Genomic DNA, 20,387 nt, shown 5'->3' on the forward strand with positions numbered 1-20,387 from the left:
TGTGTTTGTTTTTATTTATTAAAGGTGAGAGAATGGAAATGTATTAAAAAAACATTCGGTTTTGAACTGAAAAAGGAGGGAGAGATGGAACGGGTTTATATCGGTTTGGAGTTGGACAAATTAGTAGAATTAATGCAAAAGGGCGATATTTGTGGAGCGGATATTCATGTTTTAAGTGTTGAAGCAAAAGAATTGGTTCAGCAAGCTTGCTTGAAGAGTTGTGTCAAAAAAATGTGTTCAGGATGTGAAATGAGTGATGCATGTGGTCGCTTCCAGTGTGTTTCAGCGACGCCCATCGAGCAGATAAAAACGTCACTGGAGCGGTATTAACGACTGACCAATCGGCTTTTCAAATAAATCCCAGCACTGTTACCCGCTAAAGCGGCAATGGCCCATAGCCAACCATGCAGGCTTCCTGAACCGATGCCACTAAAGAAAGCGCCGATGTTACACCCAAAGGCAATTACCGAACCATACCCCATGATAAAGCCGCCGACTACCGCGAAAAGGTGAGGTTTAAGGGTAAACTGTGTGGCTTCCTGTTGGGTGTTTTTGGCCAGCAATGTGACGAGCAGTGCACCAAAGATCAACCCTAAAGTGGTTAAGCTCACCGTATCTTGCAAGACCGCGCTTTCCAAACGGTTTGCATGACTGATGCCATAAGACCAGAACTGCCAATCAACTGGAAAATGCAAGCCGTCACTGATTTTTAATCCCCAGTAAGGAAAGACATTTGCGATTGACCAAGGTTGACCGCTTAACAGTAATAAAAGTGCATTGAGACCAGCCAATACCAGCCCGGCTTTTAACCAAGGGTGCCAATCTGATATCTTCCAAAAAGAGCTATGAGACAACTGGCTGACTTCCGTAAAGTTATTTTTTTCTTTGATGATCGCGAACCAATACAATAGAGCGATAAACCCTAATTGAATGACCAGGCCTGAGGTAAGTCCGAACTGCTCCAGTACCGATACAGGGGCGAGAGCGGGAACAGAACGCCAAAATTCATTATGGTAAGCGGCTAACGTTCCGCCGATGAGTAGAAAAATAAAGCTGCTGAGCGAAAGCGGTTGTAGTTGCCCCAGTTTGTTGAAGGTACCTGACGTACAACCATTCGCCAACTGCATCCCGACCCCAAACATAAAGGCGCCCGCCACGACAGATAAACTAAGCGGTTGTACAAATCCCGTCATAGGTTGGCCATTGATTGAGCCGATACTGAGTAATACGAAAAAGAGTACACTGCTTAGTGCAAGCATCCAAAGAACGGCTCGAATTCCCAATGTTCGGCCTTGTGTTAACAGCTGATGAGAGCAGGTTCTAAAACCAAATTGAAAATAATTTAGGCTGGCCCCCAGCAAGGCGCCGACTAAAAAAAGAGCCATATTGGTTTGCGCCAACACAAGACTCAATGCCAGTAATGGCATGAGTAAAATCAGTGCAAATGATTTTTGAAATGGGTAAAAAAACAGTATGCGGTTCATAGGGTAAAATTCCTTGTTTGAACGGCATTATAGAGGGTTAATCTTAGATCAAAAAATCATTCTGTTTATGTTGCTATTGCCTTTTATTATGCCAATAATCGCTAATATTTTTATATGCTAATATTTGGCTTAAATTAAAAGCGGGTTGCTATAATAATGCCCTTGTATTTATTTGATCTGAAAGCCGTTGAGGATGTATTTTGAAAAACAGTATTGTTGCTAAAATTCCATTTCATTTTAAAGGTCAAGCCTTTGAGCCGAGCAGTCGAATTGATTTAGATGATTGGGCAAGAAGAGGGGATGAAGCATTACCTGATTTGGTCAAGATCATTGCCCAGGAAAATCAAATAGGCTCTTATTCTTATGAACTGGAAGTGATGGAAGTATCAGAAGTTGTTTTTGAATCACCGACAGGCAGCGCGGAAAATTTTTGGAGCCCAGAAATGGGCACGTTCGATTTTAATGGCTTTAAACAATACTGGTTGGCAGAACAAGCCTTTACACAACTCAATCAGATTTCAGAAAATATTCTTGGCGCTTCTTTGGAAGAAAACTCTAAGTTGCACCAAGCGCTCATGCAAGCTTTTCTGGCTGGAAAAGACAGTTAAGTTTTAGCTATCGGTCGCTCTTAAGACTGCTTTTTCAGCCGATTGTATGTCTTCAATGCTGACATTCAAATCTTTCAAACGGCCATCTTTAATATTGTAAATAAAACCGTGAATGGCTAGATGTTGTCCTTTTTTCCATGCGTTTCTGACCGCCGGTACGTGACAGATGTTGCGTACTTGCTCCACCACGTTGATTTCACACAAGCGATTGACTCTTTCTTCATAAGGCAGGGCATCCAGTTCCGTTTGTTTGCGTTGGTAATATTTACGGATGGGACGTACCCAGTGATCAATCAGACTGGGATTGTGCTCTTCCATTGATGCGATGACACCACCACAGCCGTAATGTCCATTAATGATGATGTGTTTGACCTTCAAAATCTCCACCGCGTATTGAATAACAGAGAGGACATTCATATCGCTTGAATTGACAAGATTAGCGATGTTTCGGTGCACGAAAATCGTTCCAGGATCCATTTTAACCAGTTCGTTTGCCGGTACTCGGCTATCAGAACATCCTATCCAGAGATATTCCGGTTTTTGTTGATGGGATAAGGTTTCAAAAAAGTCGGGACGAATGGCGTTGATTTCATCCACCCAATCACGGTTATTTTGTAACAGCTGCTCGATGGATGTATCGCAGTCACACTGATGGCACATAAGGATCCTTTTGGAGAAGTTGTTGAGGATACAAAAATGCCCTTAATTGTAAGGGCATTTACTTTAAAGCTTCTTCAAAACGGAAATTATACACGTTTTTATTGTGTGATTTTCATAAAGACTTGCGGTAATTTTTCCGGCAGCTTGTCGACATGGTCAATGACGGTATAGTGATTGTCAAAAATGGTTTCGACGTATTCGTCGGCGTTCGGGTCTAAAGTAATGCAGTAAGAATAGATCCCTTTGCTTTTCAGTTCTTCGACCGCTTTATGCGTGTCTTGAATTAACACCTGTGGGTCTTTTGTGTCAATATCCGCCGGTTCGCCATCCGTTAGAATCAGCATCAGTTTTTTCTCAGCTTGTTGGGCTTCAAGATAATGTGCTGCATGACGCATGGCGGCTCCCATTCGGGTGGAATAAGAGGCTTCCATGGCAGCAATGCGAGACTTGACCTCGTCGCCATAATGCTCTGAATAGCCTTTGATATGCTGATAGCGAACTTCATGACGCGTATCAGAGCAAAAACCGCCAATGGCAAATTTATCCCCTAGTTGTTCGATGGTCCAAGCAGTGATAGCAAGAGCTTCTTCGCTTAACTCCAGTAAGGTTTGACCCGTTTCCTGGTTGCGTTCATTCAGAGATTGTGATGTATCCACCAGTAACATGACCGCAATGTTTCGGCTGTCGGTGGTGTGGCTGTAGTTGATTCGAGGGTCAGGTGCTTGTCCGCTTTTAAAATCAATGACCGAGCGGATCGCAACATCCAAATCCAGCTCTTCGCCTTCTTCCTGAAAACGAATGCGTTTTTTATTTTGCGGTTTGAGGGCTTCAATCATTTTTTTCAAACGTTTGGCCAAGCCATCATGTTTTTCCATCAAACGGTCAATTTTGTTTGAATCTCCAGAAGGGTGTAAACGTTCATAGACCGTCGCCCAGTCAGGACGATAGCTTTCGGAGATATAATCCCATTCGTCATAGTGGCGGGGAGGTAAGCTGTTGGCATCGTCAACGACTTTTTCATCGGAGTGATATTCATTGTTATGGAAATCTTCCGCTTCGTCATTTTCTTCGTGATGGAACCAGATAAAGCGATTGTCATCTCGATAACTGACTTCGGTGTCGTCAAAGAAAACGTTTGGCAGGCTGTCGGTTTTTTTGCGTGACTTCACATAGAAGTTCGTGCCCAGTTTGGCCATGTCTTGTGTAGTGGAGGTTTCGCCTTTTTCCGTTAAAATGGCATTGAATTGAGTACGGAAATCTTCGATCAGCGGGTTTTGCGGATCAAATGTTTCATCCATCAAAGCACGGGACAAACGGGTGGAGCGGTATCTTAAACAGGCTTGTTGGGTTGGGTCGCAGGCACCTTTTTCCGGCACAGGGTGCAGTGCCAGAAACAAAGGCTTTAACCCAGGAAAACGTTGAATGGCCAGTCTTTCTACTCGGCAGTCTTCAAAAATGGAAATGAAAAGTTGCATGTGCGGGGCGAAATTATCTGCCATCAACTTGGTAGACCATTCTTTGTGCGCCATCATGTGAGCCAGCATGGCGCGATAGCGATCTAATCCACTGATGCCGTTTTCCTCTTCATACACATCCGGCACAGCAATGAGTTCTTCATCCAGATAAGGAACGGGTTTTCGAAGTTGATCAAATGCAGTGGAGAAAACCGAAAAAGGCCGGTCGCAATCCCACATACAATCTTTTAGCATATCCAAATGGCGTTCGACGTCTTTGAAGGTGGTGCCTTGACGTTCACGTTGGATGATGCTTTTGGCATCGTGCGATTCTAAGCTGAAATAGGCAATTTGCTGATCGGGTGCATCATTATAGTTGCGCGCGCCATAATCGATAAAATTACGGATTCCAGCCAGACTCAATTTGGAAATTAGTTGTGGCATGGATTCCAGCAAGGGAATCATTCCTGGGCTTTCATACAAAGAGTGGTGACCATGAATGACGGTTTGCGTTTTATCGACATATTCATCAATAATGTCTAGATAGTGCTGAAGGTCTTCCAATGTGTCGATGCGTCGGCAGACACTGCTGAGTGAGGCCAAAAAAGGAATTAAGGCTTTTTTGTTAGGGCTACGCGCCAGTTTATAACCATAGTCGGCCACCATTTTCATGGTGCCCTTTCCTATATGAGAGGCGATTTCCGGCATAATTTCGAGGTAAACCAGAACGGGTTCAACCCCCATGCCTATCTTACAAAGGAAGTTGGCACCATCAATATAGGCCGTCACCCCTTCGTCTGAAAGTTGCTGGGTCGCCTCTTCGATACACGCTGGAAAAACTTCCAGGGCTTTTGGGAAATTACAGGTGAATTTGTCTTGATACTCAGAAACGACTTCTGTTATGACGTCTGCATTCATAATCTAACTCATTTGATTGAATGATAAATCGTCACCGCTCATTTTTAGGCGGTGGTTCGGTTAAAAATGACCAGGCCTGGCCGTTTTTAGCCAAAAATCATTTCAATGGCATTATCAAGGGTCTGACGGATATCAGCATCGTCGGTAATAGGGCGAACCAAAGCCATTTTGCAGGCTTCAATCGGTGCAATGCCTTGATTAATTAAGGTTGCCGCATACACCATTAGACGCGTTGAAATGCCTTCATCCAGCCCGTGGCCTTTCAGGTTACGAGCTGTTTCGCCAATTTTAACCAGTTTCTGAGCCGTTTCAGAATCAACGTTTCCTTCTTTTTGTAGGATATGCGCTTCCACTTCAGGTAGCGCATAATCAAAGTCCAATGCGCAAAAACGTTGTTTGGTTGATTGCTTTAAATCTTTCATTAGCGATTGATAGCCAGGGTTGTATGAAATCACTAACTGGAAATCAGGGTGAGCTTTAATCAACTCTCCTTTTTTATCTAAAGACAGTTCGCGACGGTGATCCGTTAACGCATGAATGACAACCATAGTGTCTTGACGTGCTTCAACAATTTCATCTAAATAACAGATCGCACCATAACGTGCAGCAAGTGTTAAAGGACCGTCTACCCAACGGGTACCATTCGCATCCAGCAGGTATCGTCCAACCAAATCTGAGGCGGTGATATCTTCATTACACGAAACGGTGATAATCGGCTTACCTAATTTCCAGGCCATGTGTTCCACAAAGCGCGATTTACCACAGCCCGTTGGGCCTTTAACCATCACGGGTAAGCGAGCCGCATAAGCCGCTTCATAAAGTTCAACCTCATTGGATTGAGCATCATAGAATGGTTCGTTTTCAATTTTGTATTGTGTAATGTCCATATCAGTTCCCCGTAACGTTTATGGTAGGTATTTCAAAAAATAGAACGTAATTTTTTGGTTATACCGATGAATAAATTAAAGCGATATTAAAGTCATTTAGGTTTCTGTTCTGCATTGCAAATGGGAAAAGAGAAAATTAAATAACCTTGTTTTTGGCTAGGTTTTTGGTGTGGATGTTAAAAAAACCCCTGCGCGAACGCAGAGGTTTTTTCGGTGTTTAAATAAACATTCGTGAAAGAATGACTTATTTGTGTACGCCCAGTTTCTCTCTCCAACCTGGATAGATTTTGTCTGCATCTGCAGGGAAAGATTCGAATGCGCGAGCGAACTCTTTGTGATCTTTTGCGAATTCGATTGGGTCTGCACCAGACTTCCAGCACTCGTAAGATTGACGAAGTGACGTTGCACCTGCCGCTGGAGAATCGATGTGACCGTAAGAACCACCACCAGAAGTGTTGATAACGTTTCCGTGACCTAGGTTTTCGAAGAAACCAGGTAGGCGTAGTGCGTTCATACCACCAGAAATGATAGGCGTTGTTGGCTTCATACCATTCCATTTTTGGTAGAAAGCAGGTCCTTGACACTCATCACGCTCGATCATGTATGCGATGTTCTTATCAGAAGCATCACCTTCCATTTTACCGTAACCCATTGTACCCACGTGGATACCAGAAGCACCCTGTAGACGAGAGATTTTAGCCAAAACGAAAGCAGTGTAACCACGTTTCGCTGAAGGCGAAGTGATCGCACCATGACCTGCACGGTGATAATGTAAGTACTGTGAAGGATAGTTACGACGAGCCGTCGTAATCATACCAGGGCCACCAACATAACCATCAACCAGGAAAGCAACCTGAGGCGCGTCTGCACCGAAAGTTTCTAGGATGTAATCTGCACGGTAGCACATTTCATGGTGATCATCTGCAGTGATGTTTGCAGAGAATAACTTTGTTTCACCTGTTTCATCTTGTGCACGCTTCATTGCGTCAGCAACTAGAGGAATTACTTTTTTCATTGGGCAGAACGTTTGGTTACCTTGTGGCTCATCGTTTTTGATGAAATCACCACCTAGCCAGAACTGGTATGCAGCATCAGCAAATGGCTCAGGACGTAGGCCTAATTTAGGTTTGATGATTGTACCTGCGATGTAACCACCGTTGTCTTTATCACGACCAAGCATTTTCCACATGTTAGTGATGTCAACAGCAGGACCGTCGAATAGGTGAAGTTTTGTTTCTGGTACCCAGAAGTCAAACATTTGAAGGTTTTTAACGTCGCCCATACCTTGGTTGTTACCAATGGCAAGAGTCAAGAAAGAAACAATCATTGTTTTACCGTCAAGTCCGTTACGATCGAAAAGATCGAAAGGGTAGGCAACTTTCATGATTCCGTTTGCTTCGTCGATGTCATAAACAATCGCGTCAACGCCTTTAGTGAAGTCATCTGTTGTACAAACTTCAACGTTTGTTCCAGTTGAAGATTCCGCTGCGATATGTGCAGCCACTTCTAGGTAACCGTAACCAGCAGCAGGTTCCATTGTGTAAGCAACAAGAATGTGGTTCTGACCAGCAATCAGGTCTTCTTCTTTTAGGCTTAAATCAGCATAACGATTCGACTGATCCATGTTTTATACCTCTATATATTGGGACAGCAACTCAGGTAAGCGTGTCCATAATTTTTGTTAAGCGATTGCGAAAATAGCTTAACCCCGAAATTTGAAAGGTCATTATAGAGGGTGCTCAGATAACTTCAAATCAATAATTTTGATTAAATTGATAGATTATTATCTATATTGGTATAAAGGGGTTTAAATAATGCGTAATAGCTCGTAAGAAAGGGTTAGCGAAATTGGTTAAACGCCTGTTCGCTGAGTTTTTCACCTTCCATTTTCAACAGCTCGATGAGTTTTTCCGCTGCAATAGAAAGCACTTTGCCTTTTGGGTAAGCTAGATACCAATGACGGTTGATTGGAAACCCTTTCACATTGAGAATGCTGATTTTACCTTGATTGATTTCTTCCATTAAGGTGGGAACAGAAGCAACCGTGATGCCTAAGTTTTGTAGTAGTCCAAGTCGAATAGGTTCATTGCCACCCAGCACCATTTTAATATTGGGCTGAAACTCAAACTCTTCAAAGACTTTTTCAATTTGGGCACGAATACCTGAGCCCGTCTCACGCATTAAAAAAGGTTCATTGACTAAGTCTTGAATGGCAAGTTGTTTTCCGACCAGGGGGTGGTCGCTGTTGGCTAGAAAGGCCAACGGATTGACGGATAACTGAGAGGATTCAACATTTAAATCTTCCGGGGGTTGTCCGAGCAAATAAAAGTCATCTTTATTGTTGTTGATACGTTCGATCAAACTTTCTTTATTGCCAACCCGCATAATAATAGTGACATCGGGATAGGATTGCGCGAAATGTTGAATGACCTTAGGGACAAAGTATTGCGCCGTTGAGATGACGGTAAACTTGACGCTGCCTCCGGAAAATCCCTTGAGGTGGTTTATTTTCTGTTCTGCGATAGACAGTTGCTGCAAGATATTGTTGGCTGAGTCATAAAGAGCTTTGCCGGCCTCTGTTAAATGAGCTTTGCGACCGATCTGCTCAAACAATGGACTTTCCAAAATCTCAGCCAGTTTCTTAACCTGCATGGAAACCGTTGGTTGAGTGAGGTGAAGCTCCTCAGCTGCCTTGGAGAAACTGTTATGCCGGGCAATACTTTCAAATACTTGGAGTTGTCTTAACGTGGCGTTTCGAGCCAGGATAGAAATTTTTTCAGGCATAATGAATCCTTAACGCGTATCCGACATGGCCAGCAATTTGTTAATGTCGACCGATTTTAGAAATTCTAAAAATGCGACAGCTGGTGGCATGAGTACTTTATCTTGCATTTTAGCAATGTACCAGTCGCGGCTCAGAGGAAATCCTTGAACATCGAGAACGGTTAAGTGGCCGTATTTTGCTTCAATGCGAACAGCATGCCGGGCAATGACAGAAATACCCAGGCCTGCCATAACTCCTTGCTTGATTGCTTCGGTACTGCCCAATTCCATGTAAGGTTGGATGGCATAGCCTTCTTCGGCAAAGCGCTCTTCTGTGGCAATACGAATGCCTGAGCCAGCTTCGCGCATTAAAAAGTTTTCATTCACCAGGTCGCTCAATGGAATTTGCTTATGCTTTGCCAGAGGGTGGTTAGGCGGCGCAGCTACAATCAATTCGTTCTTGAAAAATGGGAAGGCTTCCATTTTTAATTCGGGTGGTACTCTTCCCATAATAGAGAGGTGATATTGGTTTTGTTTAAGCTCATCTATGATGCGTCTTCTATTAACAACTGTTATGGAAGGAATGACATCCGGGTATTTATTTAAAAATGCCTTCAAAACATAAGGAATAAAAAATTTGGCCGGGGTGACAACCGCCAATTTAAGTTCCCCTTCAATTTTATTTTGATCCGTCTTAATGTTGGTGTTAAGGGTCTTAAGCTCTTCTAGAATGGTGGTGCAGGTCTTAAACATGTGTTCACCTGCGGATGTTAAATAGAGTTTTTTTCCGATGACTTCAATCAATTTAATTTCATTATTTTCTTCCAGACGCTTAACTTGAACGGAGACGGCAGGTTGAGAAAGATTAAGTTCTTCGGCTGCTTTTGTGTAACTTAAATGCCTTGAAACAGCCTCGAAAATCCTGATCTGTTGGGCTGTTATATGTAAGTTTTGCATTTGGTTTTCCTAATTGGTAAACTCGTAACTGGTTGATATATAAAGTAAATGAAACGAATCATATACATTTGTTTATGAATTGTATAACAAATACTCAATATGTCGCCAGATTATTTTAGATAAGATACGAATCACTGAAAGCGGAAGCGTTTTTAAAACGCAATTTAAAAATCGTTTTCTCTAACTCTTTTCATGATTAAACTAAAACGAAGAGGTAAACCATGGCTAAGACTTATAACGCCGGTGTAAAAGAATACCGCGAAACGTATTGGATGCCAGAATATGAGCCTAAAGACTCAGATTTTCTAGCATGTTTTAAAGTAATCCCACAGGATGGTGTTCCACGTGAAGAAATCGCAGCAGCTGTTGCGGCAGAATCTTCAACAGGTACATGGACAACTGTTTGGACTGACTTGTTAACAGATCTTGATTATTATAAAGGTCGTGCTTATAAAATTGAAGACGTTCCTGGTGACGATGCTGCATTTTATGCTTTCATCGCATACCCAATCGATCTATTCGAAGAAGGTTCTGTCGTTTCTGTAATGACATCTTTAGTTGGTAACGTATTCGGATTTAAAGCACTACGTGCTTGTCGTCTAGAAGATATCCGTTTCCCTCTAGCATATGTTATGACTTGTGGTGGACCTCCACACGGTATTCAAGTAGAGCGTGACAAAATGGACAAGTATGGTCGTCCAATGTTGGGTTGTACTATCAAGCCTAAACTAGGTCTATCTGCTAAAAACTACGGTCGTGCTGTATATGAGTGTCTACGTGGTGGTCTAGACTTCACGAAAGATGATGAAAACGTTACTTCTCAGCCGTTCATGCGTTGGAGAGATCGTTTCCTATTCTGTCAAGATGCTATCGAAAAAGCACAAGCAGAAACAGGTGAGCGTAAAGGTCACTATCTAAACTGTACAGCTGGTACGCCAGAAGAAATGTACGAGCGTGCTGAGTTCGCTAAAGAAATCGGTACTCCGATCATCATGCACGATTACCTAACAGGTGGTTTCACTGCTAACACTGGTCTTGCGAACTACTGTCGTAAGAATGGTCTGTTATTACACATTCACCGCGCAATGCACGGTGTAATTGACCGTAACCCACACCACGGTATTCACTTCCGTGTTTTAACTAAAGCACTACGTCTATCTGGTGGTGATCACTTACACTCAGGTACTGTTGTTGGTAAGCTTGAAGGTGACCGTGAAGCAACTCTAGGTTGGATCGATCTTATGCGTGATTCATTCATTCCTGAAGATCGTTCACGTGGGATCATGTTTGATCAAGACTTTGGTGCAATGCCTGGTGTTATGCCAGTTGCTTCTGGTGGTATCCATGTATGGCATATGCCAGCACTTGTTTCTATCTTCGGTGATGACTCTGTTCTTCAGTTCGGTGGTGGTACGCTAGGTCACCCTTGGGGTAACGCTGCGGGTGCGGCTGCGAACCGTGTTGCTTTGGAAGCGTGTGTACAAGCACGTAACGAAGGTAAAGAAGTCGAGAAAGAAGGTAAAGAAATCCTTACTAACGCTGCTAAAGATAGCCCAGAACTTAAGATCGCAATGGAAACTTGGAAAGAAATCAAGTTCGAATTCGACACAGTTGACAAGCTAGATGTTAAGCATAAGTAATAGATAATTTAGGAGAATATAATTATGAGTATTCAAGATTACCCATCTCGTCTTTCAGATCCACAATCTCGTAAGGCAGAGACGTTCTCTTACCTTCCAAAAATGACGGCTGAGCAAATCAAAGCACAAGTTCAGTACATCATTGATAAAGGTTGGAACCCAGCAATCGAACATTCAGAGCCAGAGAATGCTTTCTCTTACTACTGGTATATGTGGAAGCTTCCAATGTTCGGTGAAACTGATGCTGATGCCGTATTGGCAGAAGTAGATGCATGTATCAAAGCTAATCCAAACAACCACGTTCGTTTGATTGGTTATGATAACTATGCACAGTCTCAAGGTGCGAACATGCTTGTTAAGCGTGGTGATATGTAATTTAAATATTACATAACCTTACCCCTCAGGTTTTGCCTGAGGGGCCAAATTTTTTAGGGGAGATTAAACAGTGAGTTTAACGCTTCTCTACCCTGGTTTACTTGGGCAGCTTTATACCTCCTGTCTAAGTAACGGCCAGCTAGCCCCGAAACTAGCTGGTTTTCAATCCATTTAGATTTGCTTATTTCAACAAAGTAACTAAATCTAAATATTTTGAATGCTACTTGCCAATGGAGAAAAAACATGTCGGAAATTAACGCATTAGATCCTAGTCAATACCTTATTAAAGACGAGCCGTTTTATCGTCCAGTTGCAGATGAAGTTGAACTGTTTGAATCAGGTTACGCTTCAAGAATGCCTATCATGTTAAAAGGTCCTACAGGGTGTGGTAAGTCTCGTTTTGTAGAATACATGGCTCACAAACTTGGTAAGCCATTAATTACTGTGGCGTGTAACGAAGATATGACGGCTTCTGATTTGGTAGGTCGTTTCCTAATCGATATTAACGGTACGCGTTGGCAGGATGGTCCTCTAACCGTTGCTGCACGTATTGGTGCAATCTGTTATTTGGATGAGGTGGTCGAGGCCCGTCAAGATACGACGGTTGTTATTCACCCATTAACAGATCACCGTCGTGTTTTACCTTTAGACAAAAAAGGTGAGTTAGTCGAAGCGCACCCTGATTTCCAATTGGTTATTTCTTATAACCCGGGTTATCAGTCAATGATGAAAGATCTTAAGCAATCAACTAAACAGCGTTTCGGTGGGTTTAGATTTGATTATCCAGAAGAAGCTGTTGAAGCGGATATCGTTGCGAAAGAAGCAGAGATTGATAAAGAAACGGCTGAAAAATTGGTTCAAATCGCTCAGCGTTCACGTAACCTTAAAGGGCACGGTCTGGATGAAGGGATTTCAACCCGTCTATTGGTGTATGCAGCACAGCTAATCAATAAAGGTGTAGATCCTAAAAAAGCTTGTACTATGGCCTTGATTACACCGTTGACAGATGATGACGATATTCTAGATACCTTATTAACCACTGTTGATACTTTCTTCGAGTAATAAAAATCAGCTCAGTCAACCGGTTAAAATTTAGGTCGCTTTTGCGGCCTAATTTTTCACGGTGACTTGTAGATATTATTGATGATTTAAATAAGAGAAAGAGCTATGAGTTTTGATATTGAAGAAGTCAAAGCATCCTTGATTGAAAGTGTGCCGCAACTGGAAGAAATGCTTGATTCATTGATTCATGAAGCTTCGCATTATATGAATGAAGCCTCTCGTGAAACATGGTTGCAGAACGCACAGGGAATTGCTTACTTAGGAAAAGGCCAACAGGTTGTCGTTAGCTATCTTGAAGCAGTGCCGCAAGTGATTGCCAAGATTGATGATGAGATTCTGGATGATATTCTTGAAACCGTCATGAAGTTATCTTCGGTGACGTCCGGAGAAGTGGTGTCTTTGGTATTGGATTCCTTGCCTGTTGTGGCTGAAAGAACCGGAGATATCGATCTTCTAAGACAATATTTAGCGCTGGTTTATCAAATTGGTTCCAAGACTCCGCGCGGTATGCGTCCGATGTTGAACAATATTGACGAGTTGATGTCAAAACTGACGGTCTCTGGCTTAAGACGCTGGGCACAATGGGGGGCTCAAGCGCATGCTCGAAACTTCCAAGCTCAGATTGACTATTTCGGACTGGTATCTGAAGACTCTAAAGCCGTATTCCAGCAACAGCGTAAAGGGTCATTGTTCATTGATTATCATAGACCCATCAATTTTTATTTGAGAGCTTTTTGGGCGCGTGACTTTTTTATTCGCCCTGCGGCAGCAGATTATGATGACTTTAAGCCTTACTTTGAAAACATGGCGATGCATTTGCCGGATGCCTTGAATGATTTAGGTGAGATTAAAGGGGGCGAATTGTATCGTGCAATGGCAGCTCATATGGCATCGCATTTAGCGTATACCAAAGAAGCCATTTCGATGGAGCAGCTAAACCCCCAGCAGATGTTCTTTATTGAGTTGATTGAAGATGCGCGTGTGGAGTATAACGCCATTAAAAATTTCCCAGGCCTGAAAGGGCTGTGGAAAAAAGTGATCAAAGCGAGTATGGAAGCATCCGAGCTGTCTGAAAAGTCGACGGCTTATCGTTTAGAGCAACTTGCTTTGAAATTGATGGATGAGAAACATGATTTGCAAGATGAGCAAATGATGGTGGTGGCAGAACGTTTCCATAATGAAATTGAAGAAAATTTGGATAACGAAAAGTGGTCCTGGGATTTAGGGATTCTGCTTTATAACGTCTTGAACAAAGCAACCACTCAGTGGGAATCGCTTACGGACATCAGTCAACAACGTTTTGGTTATCGTGATGACAACCGTTTGGTTTGGGCATCTGATGAATGGGCTGATATGGAGGGCGGCGGTGCGCCGCACCAAGAAACGGTTCGTAAGCATGTTTCATTGATGGAGATGATTAATGAAATTGATTCAGAGTTGGTGGATGTCGATCATGAAGAAGTTTGGGTATTAGGATCTGAGCTTTATCCTTATGAAGATAATGGTCTGTCCTATAACGAAATGGAGGGGATTGAGCCGATTTCAGATCCTTTCCATTATCATGAATGGGATTATCGTGTTCAGCTGAATCGTCCAAACTGGGTGACTTTATACGAGCACCGCGCTAAAAAGGGCGACCCTCAGTTATATAACCGAATTCTAGATCAGAATAAAGGGATTGCACATCGTATTAAACAAATCGTGGATAAACTACAAGCCGTTGGCTTACAACGTATTCGCCGCATTGAAGATGGAGATGAGTTGGATTTAAATGCGTGTGTTGAAGCGATTACGTCTATTCGTATGGGGCAAGAGCCTGATCCACGCATTACGATGAAAAATGTGATTCGCAGTCGTGAAGTCTCGGTGGTTGTGTTGCTTGATTTATCGGAATCAACTAATGAAATGGTTGATGGAGGGGATAAAACTGTCCTAGAAGTGACACAAGAAGCCGCGATCCTGGTTTCCCATGCCATTAATGGTATCGGTGATCAGTTTGCAGTACATGGTTTTTCATCGGATGGACGTCATGATCTGCAATATACTCGATTCAAACAGTTTGATGAGCCTTTTGATCAAGATGTCCACTCACGTCTTGCGGGGATGCAAGGTGGTTTATCAACTCGTATGGGTGGCGCTATGCGTCATGCAGGAAGCTATCTTGAAAAACAATCCAGTAAGCAGAAATTGCTGTTGGTGATTACCGATGGTGAACCAGCGGATATTGATGAAAAAGATGGCCAATACTTAAAACAAGATGCTAAAAAAGCGGTTGAGGAACTTCAGTCTAAAGGGGTTTATTCTTATTGCTTAACAATTGACCAATATGCCGATAAGTATGTGCATAATATTTTCGGTCAAAACCGTTATGCCATTGTAGATAATGTCTTGAAGCTGCCTGAAAAATTACCGCAATTATTTGCAAACTTAACCACTTAATTTGGAAAGTAAAACAAGATGAAAGCACAACCGTTTATCGAAGCCGTCAACCAATTAAGTGACGATGACTTTCAGCTTATTCTTGAAGGGAGTGCCATTATCATTGAACATGATGTGGCATTAACGACAGGAAGAGCCGACAGTGCTTATGTTATTTATGAGCTGGGAGAAGACCCTTTTACATCTTCTGATGAGATTAAGGCTTTTTTAATACAGAATGCCGAAGCGCTTTTAAAAGAGTATTACCAGTTCAATCCCGTTAGTCGTCAATATTTCGATCGCAGTTTGAACAAGTTGTTTGAAGAATATGGACCGGATGCTTTTTCGGCAACGCCTGATGGAGAGCCAGAGCGGGTTTTGTTTGTTGAAGATGGGGAGCTGATTTCTGAAGATGCATCCAGTCCTCGTTTCAAATACGGCATGTTCATGACCATTGAGGATCACATTAAACCGCTAGCAAGAGCCAATAAAGTTAAAAACTGGGTTCAATCCGGTACGGCCTACGGTGATTACATCAGTGTGAATGTCTGTCGATTCAGCGCTATGGAATAACTCTTTAAAGAATTTCATCCTTGCTAAGGCTGCCTTGTGCAGCCTTTTTTATTGGAACGGTTAGAAGTAAAATCTCAAGCGGGCGGTCAAACTATTAGGGACAGCACCGAATTCAGACTGTATCTCTTCTGCAGAATTCATTGTAGCACCATTGGTCATTACCGCCGAAACCAGTAAATCCGATTCATTGCTGACAGAATAGGTTAAATTGAGCTGATGTAAGAAAGACATTGAATCGGTTAAAAAACTACCTAATAAGGTATACCCAGCTTGCCATAGAGGCGTTAACTCACGGGTAATGCCAACTCCTGCCATATGTCGGCTTAGCTGGGGTTGAAGCCCATAGGTTACAAGTGGGTCTGTTCGCAGGGTCGTTAATTCTTTGTATGAAGTCGCACCATGACTATTGTCATAGACTTCAAAAAGAAGGGTTGTTTTCTCGTTCAATTGGTAGTCAAAGCCTCCTACCCAAAATAAAGTGTCTTCATTTTGCTCTGTTAAGTGAGAATAAACCGCTTCAAGTCTCATTCCTATGCCTTGCCATGCAGTTTCTATCGCCCCTCCATATACTTGATTGCTAATGACTTGGCCGGCTAATAATAATACTTCCCATGAATCGCTTATTTGATTACGATAATGAATTGCAAAACTATTCTGCGTATCTATTTCTTTTTGGTCTTTGTTGGTTAAAACAAATGCGGCAGTCAGGTTTGAAAAAGCAGAGGGATACCAATCATAGGTTATGGCGTCAATACCTGGTTTAAAGTCGGTATCCAAGTCTGTCGGAGCAAAGGCTCCAAATACATTCATGGGTTGCCAAAGTCTTCCTACCCCCCAGTCAATAGGTTGGCGACCTGCTGAAACAACCGATTGCTTAAAATGATATTGATAGACAGCACGATCAACTTCATAACCCGCTTCTAAAGAGGATGTACGGGTTTGTTGTGAGATCCAATTATCCGATAACGGTTGGTAGCGAAACAAATCTGTATAGTGTAAAACGGTATCCGGAAGTCCTGTCAGTTGTTGTCGTGTCATTCGAAGATGAACTGACCACTCAGCTTGTTCGGAATGCTCGTCTAGCATGAAACGTAACGACTGTTGGTCTGCACTGAGGATATTTTGGTCTTTATTGATATACCCTATTTGTCCTTCTGAGGCCTGTGCCATATTGGCTAGCATGGAAAAACGACCAGTGAGTTCCATCGCAAAGCTTGTTGTTGAGCATAGCAGTAAACCCGTAAGCAGTGTTTCAGGGAGTAAGTTCAGCAGAAATCGAGTGTTATTCATGGGGTGTGACGTTCATTTTTTGATCATTTTCAATCGCTCCATCTTTTAATGTGATGATCCGTTCGGCTCGTTCCATGACCCGTTGATCGTGTGTAGAAAAGAGAAAAGTGGTTTTTTCTTCATGGGATAGGCGATGCATGATATCCAGTAAAGCGAAAGCATTTTCAGAATCTAAGTTAGCAGTTGGTTCATCAGCCAATACCAGGCGAGGTCCTGCTGCTAAAGCGCGAGCAACGGCAACGCGCTGCTGCTGTCCACCGCTTAAGGCAGCAGGGCGTCGGCTCATAACCTCTTTTAAGCCGACCAACTCCAAGTAATGTTCGGCTCTTTCACGACGTTCTGCTTTCGAACGTCCTTGGAGTACCATGACCAATTCTACGTTTTCAAAAGCATTTAAAACGGGTACAAGGTTATAGGCTTGAAAAATGAATCCCAACTGAAAAAGGCGAAAATCCGAAAGATCTGATTCTGATAAGGTTCTTAAATCGGTTTCTTGTATATGAATTGATCCGGTAGAGGGTGCATCTAGCCCCCCAATGATGTTGAGCAATGTCGTCTTGCCTGATCCTGATGGGCCGACAAGTGCGGCAAATTCACCTTCTCGTATCGAAAGGTTGATGTCTTTAAGTGCAGTCACTTCTAACTCACCCTGACGGTAGGATTTCCCGATATTGTTTAAATTCAGTAGCACCATTTTATGACTCCAGGCCGATTTCAATAGTTTCTAAGTTCGTAGCGCTTCTACAGGCGCTACTCTAGCCGCTTTAATGGCTGGGTAAACTCCGGTTGAAAGCGTCGTGGCAAATACAATGATTGTTAATTGAAGAACGCGGTCCCAAGAAAGTTCTGTGTAAATTACGGGGTCCATAAACGTGCCCATTGCCGAGGTGCCTTCTGCCATTAACGCGGAAAAATCGATGCCGTGATGGGCAAACCATAAGTGGGTACTCCCACCCACTAGCCATCCTATCGTGACCGATAAAAAACTTAATAAAACGGCTTCACAAAACACAAGCAATAGTAATTGTCGGCGACTAATACCCAAGGCTCGAAGTAGACCAAATTCTCTGGTACGTTCTAAAACACTCATGAGGACGGTGTTGACGATTCCAAAGATTACCATAATTAAAATGAGCACTAAAAAGACATAGTTTCCAGCATCATCTAAAATAATGAATTGCACTAATTGCGGCATCATTTCTTGCCAGTTTAAAACAACACTGTTTTGGTCTATAAGTGTCTTTTCAATTGTTACCTCTGCACGACTCAAGTCATCTGGATTGTTTAGAAAGAGGGCAAGCCTTGTCACTGGCATTAAAAGAGGGTTCGCTCCCTCACCAACAAGAAACTCTGTAGGTAGACTTAAGTTGCTAATAATAAGAAAGTCATCCATTTCATTGATATGGGCGTTAAAAATGCCCCTGACACGGGCTAATTGTGCTTGGGAATCGCCATCTTTCTTGCCTGCCATGATGACCACTTTGCTACCGACTTTTGCTTTGAGTTTTTGCGCCATACCCTGCCCGATTAATATGCCTCTATGATCGTCTTCAGTTAACCAGTGTCCTTTGATTAAAAAGGGTTTGAGCATACTGGTGCGGGTATCCAATTGGGATTGCATCCCTTCAAGCATTGCCCCTGTCGAATTACTGGCAGTACTGGCAAGAACCTGTAAAGAAATACGAGGAGCAATATTCGCATCAAGGGATAGACTTTTGAGTTGTTGATAAAGTACTTTGCCATTATGAATGTATTTATAGTTGGCTGGCGCTTCTTGATATCCTTTGGGTTGGATTGTTAAATGACCCTCTCCCAATTTAATGGCATTACGCACCATAGAGTTGTGACTTCCATCTCCAATTCCGATGAATAATACAGCCAAGCCAAATCCAATCCCAATTGTAGTCAAGGTGATCAGGGTTCTTCGTCGGTGTCGCCATAAATTACGCCAGGCAAAATTCATCAATATTGAAAAGGGGAGGTGACCATGTTGAATTGACATTTAAATGACCTCAGCTGGTTTTAAACGTACGATACGCCAGGATGGAATTAAGGCCGCTAGCATGGTTAATAGAATCATTAATAGACTGGCCTGAAAGACTTGTTCCGGTATAAGATAACCTTTCATCACAGGTTCAAAGACAACACCGGCCCAGTCATAACCATCTGGCATCATATGACTGAAGTCAATGCCTTTGTCTTCAAATTGTTTGGCAATGACACTCCCGATTATTGAACCAATAACCGCGGAGATTAAAGCTAAATAAAAAGACTCAATAACAACCATTAATAGTATCCAGCGCGCTTTCATCCCAATGGCCAATAGGGTGCCAAATTCATGTGTTCTTTCATGCACTGACATTAACATCGTATTAATCATCCCCAGTGAGGCGAGGCCAATGACGATTAATCCAACAATCAGTAACATGGTGCCACTCAACTCCAACATGTCGGCAACCGGAGGGTTCAGTTCTTTCCAGTTTCGGATAATCACCTTACCTCCCAATTCGTCTAAGGGAGTTTGCTTTTGTAAGTGAGTAATTTGTGTCTGAAGTTGTTTTTGCAAAGTATTTAATTCGTCAATATTCTGCGCCTTGATTGCCAGTTCGTGGAAGCCATCTTCTTGGTACATAAGGCTTTGATACGCTTTGATCGACATTAAAACCCCCATGCGATCGAAGTTAGGTTCAAGCGGTTTTAAAACTCCTGTGACTTCAAAAATAGCGTTTCCTATACTGCCATCAATCGCTTGTGTGACCAGAACCAATTCACTTCCAGGAGAAAGTTGTAAGTTTCTTGCAAGCTGTGCTCCAACCAAAACCGGGTAATGCGTTAATGCATTTTTTTGTTTAGGCTCAAACGAGGCTTCGCCAGATCGTAAGTGGCTAAGCAGTTTGGTGACATGGTGTTCTCGTTGTGGGTCAATTGCTTTGATCATTACCCCTGTTGAATTATCTTTTGAGCTCGCTAAAGCAGCAGCATAAAGTCTAGGAGCGATTTTCACGGGAAGTGAAGAGTCTTCAAATGCTGTTAAATATGACCATGGAAGAGTGGCGTAAATATCCTGGTTATCTATATAGGCTGAACGGTGCATTTGAAGATGTGAACTGGAGATGTCTGTCGCATAGGTCACCATTTGGCGAGACATGCCTTCTAGCAGAGCTGCGTAAAGGATAAGCATAATTAATCCACCAGCCAACGCTGAAATCGTCAGGCCACTTCTGATTGGGTTTCGCCAAATATTTCGCCAAGCTATAAACTGCAATAAGATCAGGCGGTTGAAAACCGGATTATTCAT

The 20,387-nt window shown here is 42.7% G+C and carries 18 protein-coding genes; 7 read left to right on the forward strand and 11 right to left on the reverse strand.

Features of this window, described 5'->3' with window-relative positions:
- The first annotated feature begins 84 nt into the window (after window positions 1-84).
- Entirely contained in the window at window positions 85-330 is a 246-nt protein-coding gene (locus GHNINEIG_RS02120) for a hypothetical protein (protein ID WP_135795112.1), read from the forward strand.
- Here the strand turns inward: GHNINEIG_RS02120 and GHNINEIG_RS02125 are convergent.
- Window positions 327-1,484 (reverse strand): YeeE/YedE family protein, encoded by a 1,158-nt coding sequence (locus GHNINEIG_RS02125; protein ID WP_135795113.1) that lies wholly within the window; start codon window positions 1,482-1,484, stop codon window positions 327-329. The genes GHNINEIG_RS02120 and GHNINEIG_RS02125 overlap by 4 nt on opposite strands.
- A 200-nt stretch (window positions 1,485-1,684) precedes the next feature.
- On the opposite strand from GHNINEIG_RS02125, the gene GHNINEIG_RS02130 reads away from it, so the two are divergent.
- Complete coding sequence (locus GHNINEIG_RS02130; protein WP_135795114.1) at window positions 1,685-2,092, forward strand: hypothetical protein; 408 nt, start codon at window positions 1,685-1,687, stop codon at window positions 2,090-2,092.
- A 3-nt stretch (window positions 2,093-2,095) separates the two neighbouring features.
- Here GHNINEIG_RS02130 and can read toward each other — a convergent pair whose 3' ends face one another.
- The 6 genes from can to GHNINEIG_RS02160 all read right to left on the reverse strand — a co-directional run bounded on the left by can (window position 2,096) and on the right by GHNINEIG_RS02160 (window position 9,731).
- Entirely contained in the window at window positions 2,096-2,752 is a 657-nt protein-coding gene (gene can / locus GHNINEIG_RS02135) for a carbonate dehydratase (RefSeq protein WP_135795115.1), read from the reverse strand.
- A 98-nt stretch (window positions 2,753-2,850) separates the two neighbouring features.
- Window positions 2,851-5,124, reverse strand: a complete 2,274-nt coding sequence (locus GHNINEIG_RS02140) for a nitric oxide reductase activation protein NorD (RefSeq protein ID WP_135795116.1) — start codon at window positions 5,122-5,124, stop codon at window positions 2,851-2,853.
- 86 nt (window positions 5,125-5,210) lie between these two features.
- Window positions 5,211-6,011 (reverse strand): CbbQ/NirQ/NorQ/GpvN family protein, encoded by an 801-nt coding sequence (locus tag GHNINEIG_RS02145; protein WP_135795117.1) that lies wholly within the window; start codon window positions 6,009-6,011, stop codon window positions 5,211-5,213.
- Between the two features lie 244 nt (window positions 6,012-6,255).
- Window positions 6,256-7,635: a ribulose-bisphosphate carboxylase gene (locus GHNINEIG_RS02150; protein ID WP_011369845.1), complete on the reverse strand. Its 1,380-nt coding sequence runs from the start codon at window positions 7,633-7,635 to the stop codon at window positions 6,256-6,258.
- Between the two features lie 215 nt (window positions 7,636-7,850).
- On the reverse strand, window positions 7,851-8,795 hold the full coding sequence (locus tag GHNINEIG_RS02155; protein ID WP_135795118.1) for a LysR substrate-binding domain-containing protein: 945 nt from the start codon (window positions 8,793-8,795) through the stop codon (window positions 7,851-7,853).
- A gap of 9 nt (window positions 8,796-8,804) precedes the next feature.
- Entirely contained in the window at window positions 8,805-9,731 is a 927-nt protein-coding gene (locus tag GHNINEIG_RS02160; protein WP_135795119.1) for a LysR family transcriptional regulator, read from the reverse strand.
- Between the two features lie 221 nt (window positions 9,732-9,952).
- Between GHNINEIG_RS02160 and GHNINEIG_RS02165 the strand changes: the two genes are divergently transcribed.
- From GHNINEIG_RS02165 to GHNINEIG_RS02185, 5 genes are all read left to right on the forward strand, one after another.
- Complete coding sequence (locus GHNINEIG_RS02165) at window positions 9,953-11,371, forward strand: form I ribulose bisphosphate carboxylase large subunit (RefSeq protein WP_135795120.1); 1,419 nt, start codon at window positions 9,953-9,955, stop codon at window positions 11,369-11,371.
- A 21-nt stretch (window positions 11,372-11,392) separates the two neighbouring features.
- Window positions 11,393-11,746, forward strand: a complete 354-nt coding sequence (locus tag GHNINEIG_RS02170) for a ribulose bisphosphate carboxylase small subunit (RefSeq protein WP_135795121.1) — start codon at window positions 11,393-11,395, stop codon at window positions 11,744-11,746.
- Window positions 11,747-11,989: 243 nt separating this feature from the next.
- On the forward strand, window positions 11,990-12,808 hold the full coding sequence (locus tag GHNINEIG_RS02175) for a CbbQ/NirQ/NorQ/GpvN family protein (protein ID WP_135795122.1): 819 nt from the start codon (window positions 11,990-11,992) through the stop codon (window positions 12,806-12,808).
- 105 nt (window positions 12,809-12,913) lie between these two features.
- A complete protein-coding gene (locus GHNINEIG_RS02180) occupies window positions 12,914-15,247 on the forward strand; it encodes a nitric oxide reductase activation protein NorD (RefSeq protein WP_135795123.1) in 2,334 nt (777 codons plus the stop codon).
- Window positions 15,248-15,265: 18 nt separating this feature from the next.
- A complete protein-coding gene (locus GHNINEIG_RS02185; protein ID WP_135795124.1) occupies window positions 15,266-15,799 on the forward strand; it encodes a hypothetical protein in 534 nt (177 codons plus the stop codon).
- 60 nt (window positions 15,800-15,859) lie between these two features.
- Here GHNINEIG_RS02185 and GHNINEIG_RS02190 read toward each other — a convergent pair whose 3' ends face one another.
- From GHNINEIG_RS02190 to GHNINEIG_RS02205, 4 genes are read right to left on the reverse strand one after another with little or no spacing between them, the layout of a single operon-like run.
- Window positions 15,860-17,089 (reverse strand): hypothetical protein, encoded by a 1,230-nt coding sequence (locus tag GHNINEIG_RS02190; protein WP_135795125.1) that lies wholly within the window; start codon window positions 17,087-17,089, stop codon window positions 15,860-15,862.
- Window positions 17,082-17,783: an ABC transporter ATP-binding protein gene (locus GHNINEIG_RS02195; protein ID WP_135795126.1), complete on the reverse strand. Its 702-nt coding sequence runs from the start codon at window positions 17,781-17,783 to the stop codon at window positions 17,082-17,084. The genes GHNINEIG_RS02190 and GHNINEIG_RS02195 overlap by 8 nt, the downstream gene beginning before the upstream one ends.
- Window positions 17,784-17,813: 30 nt before the next feature.
- Window positions 17,814-19,091: an ABC transporter permease gene (locus tag GHNINEIG_RS02200; RefSeq protein WP_135795127.1), complete on the reverse strand. Its 1,278-nt coding sequence runs from the start codon at window positions 19,089-19,091 to the stop codon at window positions 17,814-17,816.
- Entirely contained in the window at window positions 19,092-20,387 is a 1,296-nt protein-coding gene (locus tag GHNINEIG_RS02205) for an ABC transporter permease (protein ID WP_135795128.1), read from the reverse strand.

The organism is Hydrogenovibrio crunogenus, assembly GCF_004786015.1.
Lineage (GTDB): Bacteria > Pseudomonadota > Gammaproteobacteria > Thiomicrospirales > Thiomicrospiraceae > Hydrogenovibrio > Hydrogenovibrio crunogenus.

What these genes read in the sequence shown, in the direction of transcription:
- GHNINEIG_RS02120 (WP_135795112.1), top strand. Translation starts at nt 85, where the DNA reads ATGGAACGGGTTTATATCGGTTTGGAGTTGGACAAATTAGTAGAATTA.
- GHNINEIG_RS02125 (WP_135795113.1), bottom strand. Translation starts at nt 1,484, where the DNA reads ATGAACCGCATACTGTTTTTTTACCCATTTCAAAAATCATTTGCACTG.
- can (WP_135795115.1), bottom strand. Translation starts at nt 2,752, where the DNA reads ATGTGCCATCAGTGTGACTGCGATACATCCATCGAGCAGCTGTTACAA.
- GHNINEIG_RS02140 (WP_135795116.1), bottom strand. Translation starts at nt 5,124, where the DNA reads ATGAATGCAGACGTCATAACAGAAGTCGTTTCTGAGTATCAAGACAAA.
- GHNINEIG_RS02145 (WP_135795117.1), bottom strand. Translation starts at nt 6,011, where the DNA reads ATGGACATTACACAATACAAAATTGAAAACGAACCATTCTATGATGCT.
- GHNINEIG_RS02150 (WP_011369845.1), bottom strand. Translation starts at nt 7,635, where the DNA reads ATGGATCAGTCGAATCGTTATGCTGATTTAAGCCTAAAAGAAGAAGAC.
- GHNINEIG_RS02155 (WP_135795118.1), bottom strand. Translation starts at nt 8,795, where the DNA reads ATGCCTGAAAAAATTTCTATCCTGGCTCGAAACGCCACGTTAAGACAA.
- GHNINEIG_RS02160 (WP_135795119.1), bottom strand. Translation starts at nt 9,731, where the DNA reads ATGCAAAACTTACATATAACAGCCCAACAGATCAGGATTTTCGAGGCT.
- GHNINEIG_RS02165 (WP_135795120.1), top strand. Translation starts at nt 9,953, where the DNA reads ATGGCTAAGACTTATAACGCCGGTGTAAAAGAATACCGCGAAACGTAT.
- GHNINEIG_RS02175 (WP_135795122.1), top strand. Translation starts at nt 11,990, where the DNA reads ATGTCGGAAATTAACGCATTAGATCCTAGTCAATACCTTATTAAAGAC.
- GHNINEIG_RS02180 (WP_135795123.1), top strand. Translation starts at nt 12,914, where the DNA reads ATGAGTTTTGATATTGAAGAAGTCAAAGCATCCTTGATTGAAAGTGTG.
- GHNINEIG_RS02185 (WP_135795124.1), top strand. Translation starts at nt 15,266, where the DNA reads ATGAAAGCACAACCGTTTATCGAAGCCGTCAACCAATTAAGTGACGAT.
- GHNINEIG_RS02190 (WP_135795125.1), bottom strand. Translation starts at nt 17,089, where the DNA reads ATGAATAACACTCGATTTCTGCTGAACTTACTCCCTGAAACACTGCTT.
- GHNINEIG_RS02195 (WP_135795126.1), bottom strand. Translation starts at nt 17,783, where the DNA reads ATGGTGCTACTGAATTTAAACAATATCGGGAAATCCTACCGTCAGGGT.
- GHNINEIG_RS02200 (WP_135795127.1), bottom strand. Translation starts at nt 19,091, where the DNA reads ATGTCAATTCAACATGGTCACCTCCCCTTTTCAATATTGATGAATTTT.
- GHNINEIG_RS02205 (WP_135795128.1), bottom strand. Translation starts at nt 20,387, where the DNA reads ATGAATAATCCGGTTTTCAACCGCCTGATCTTATTGCAGTTTATAGCT.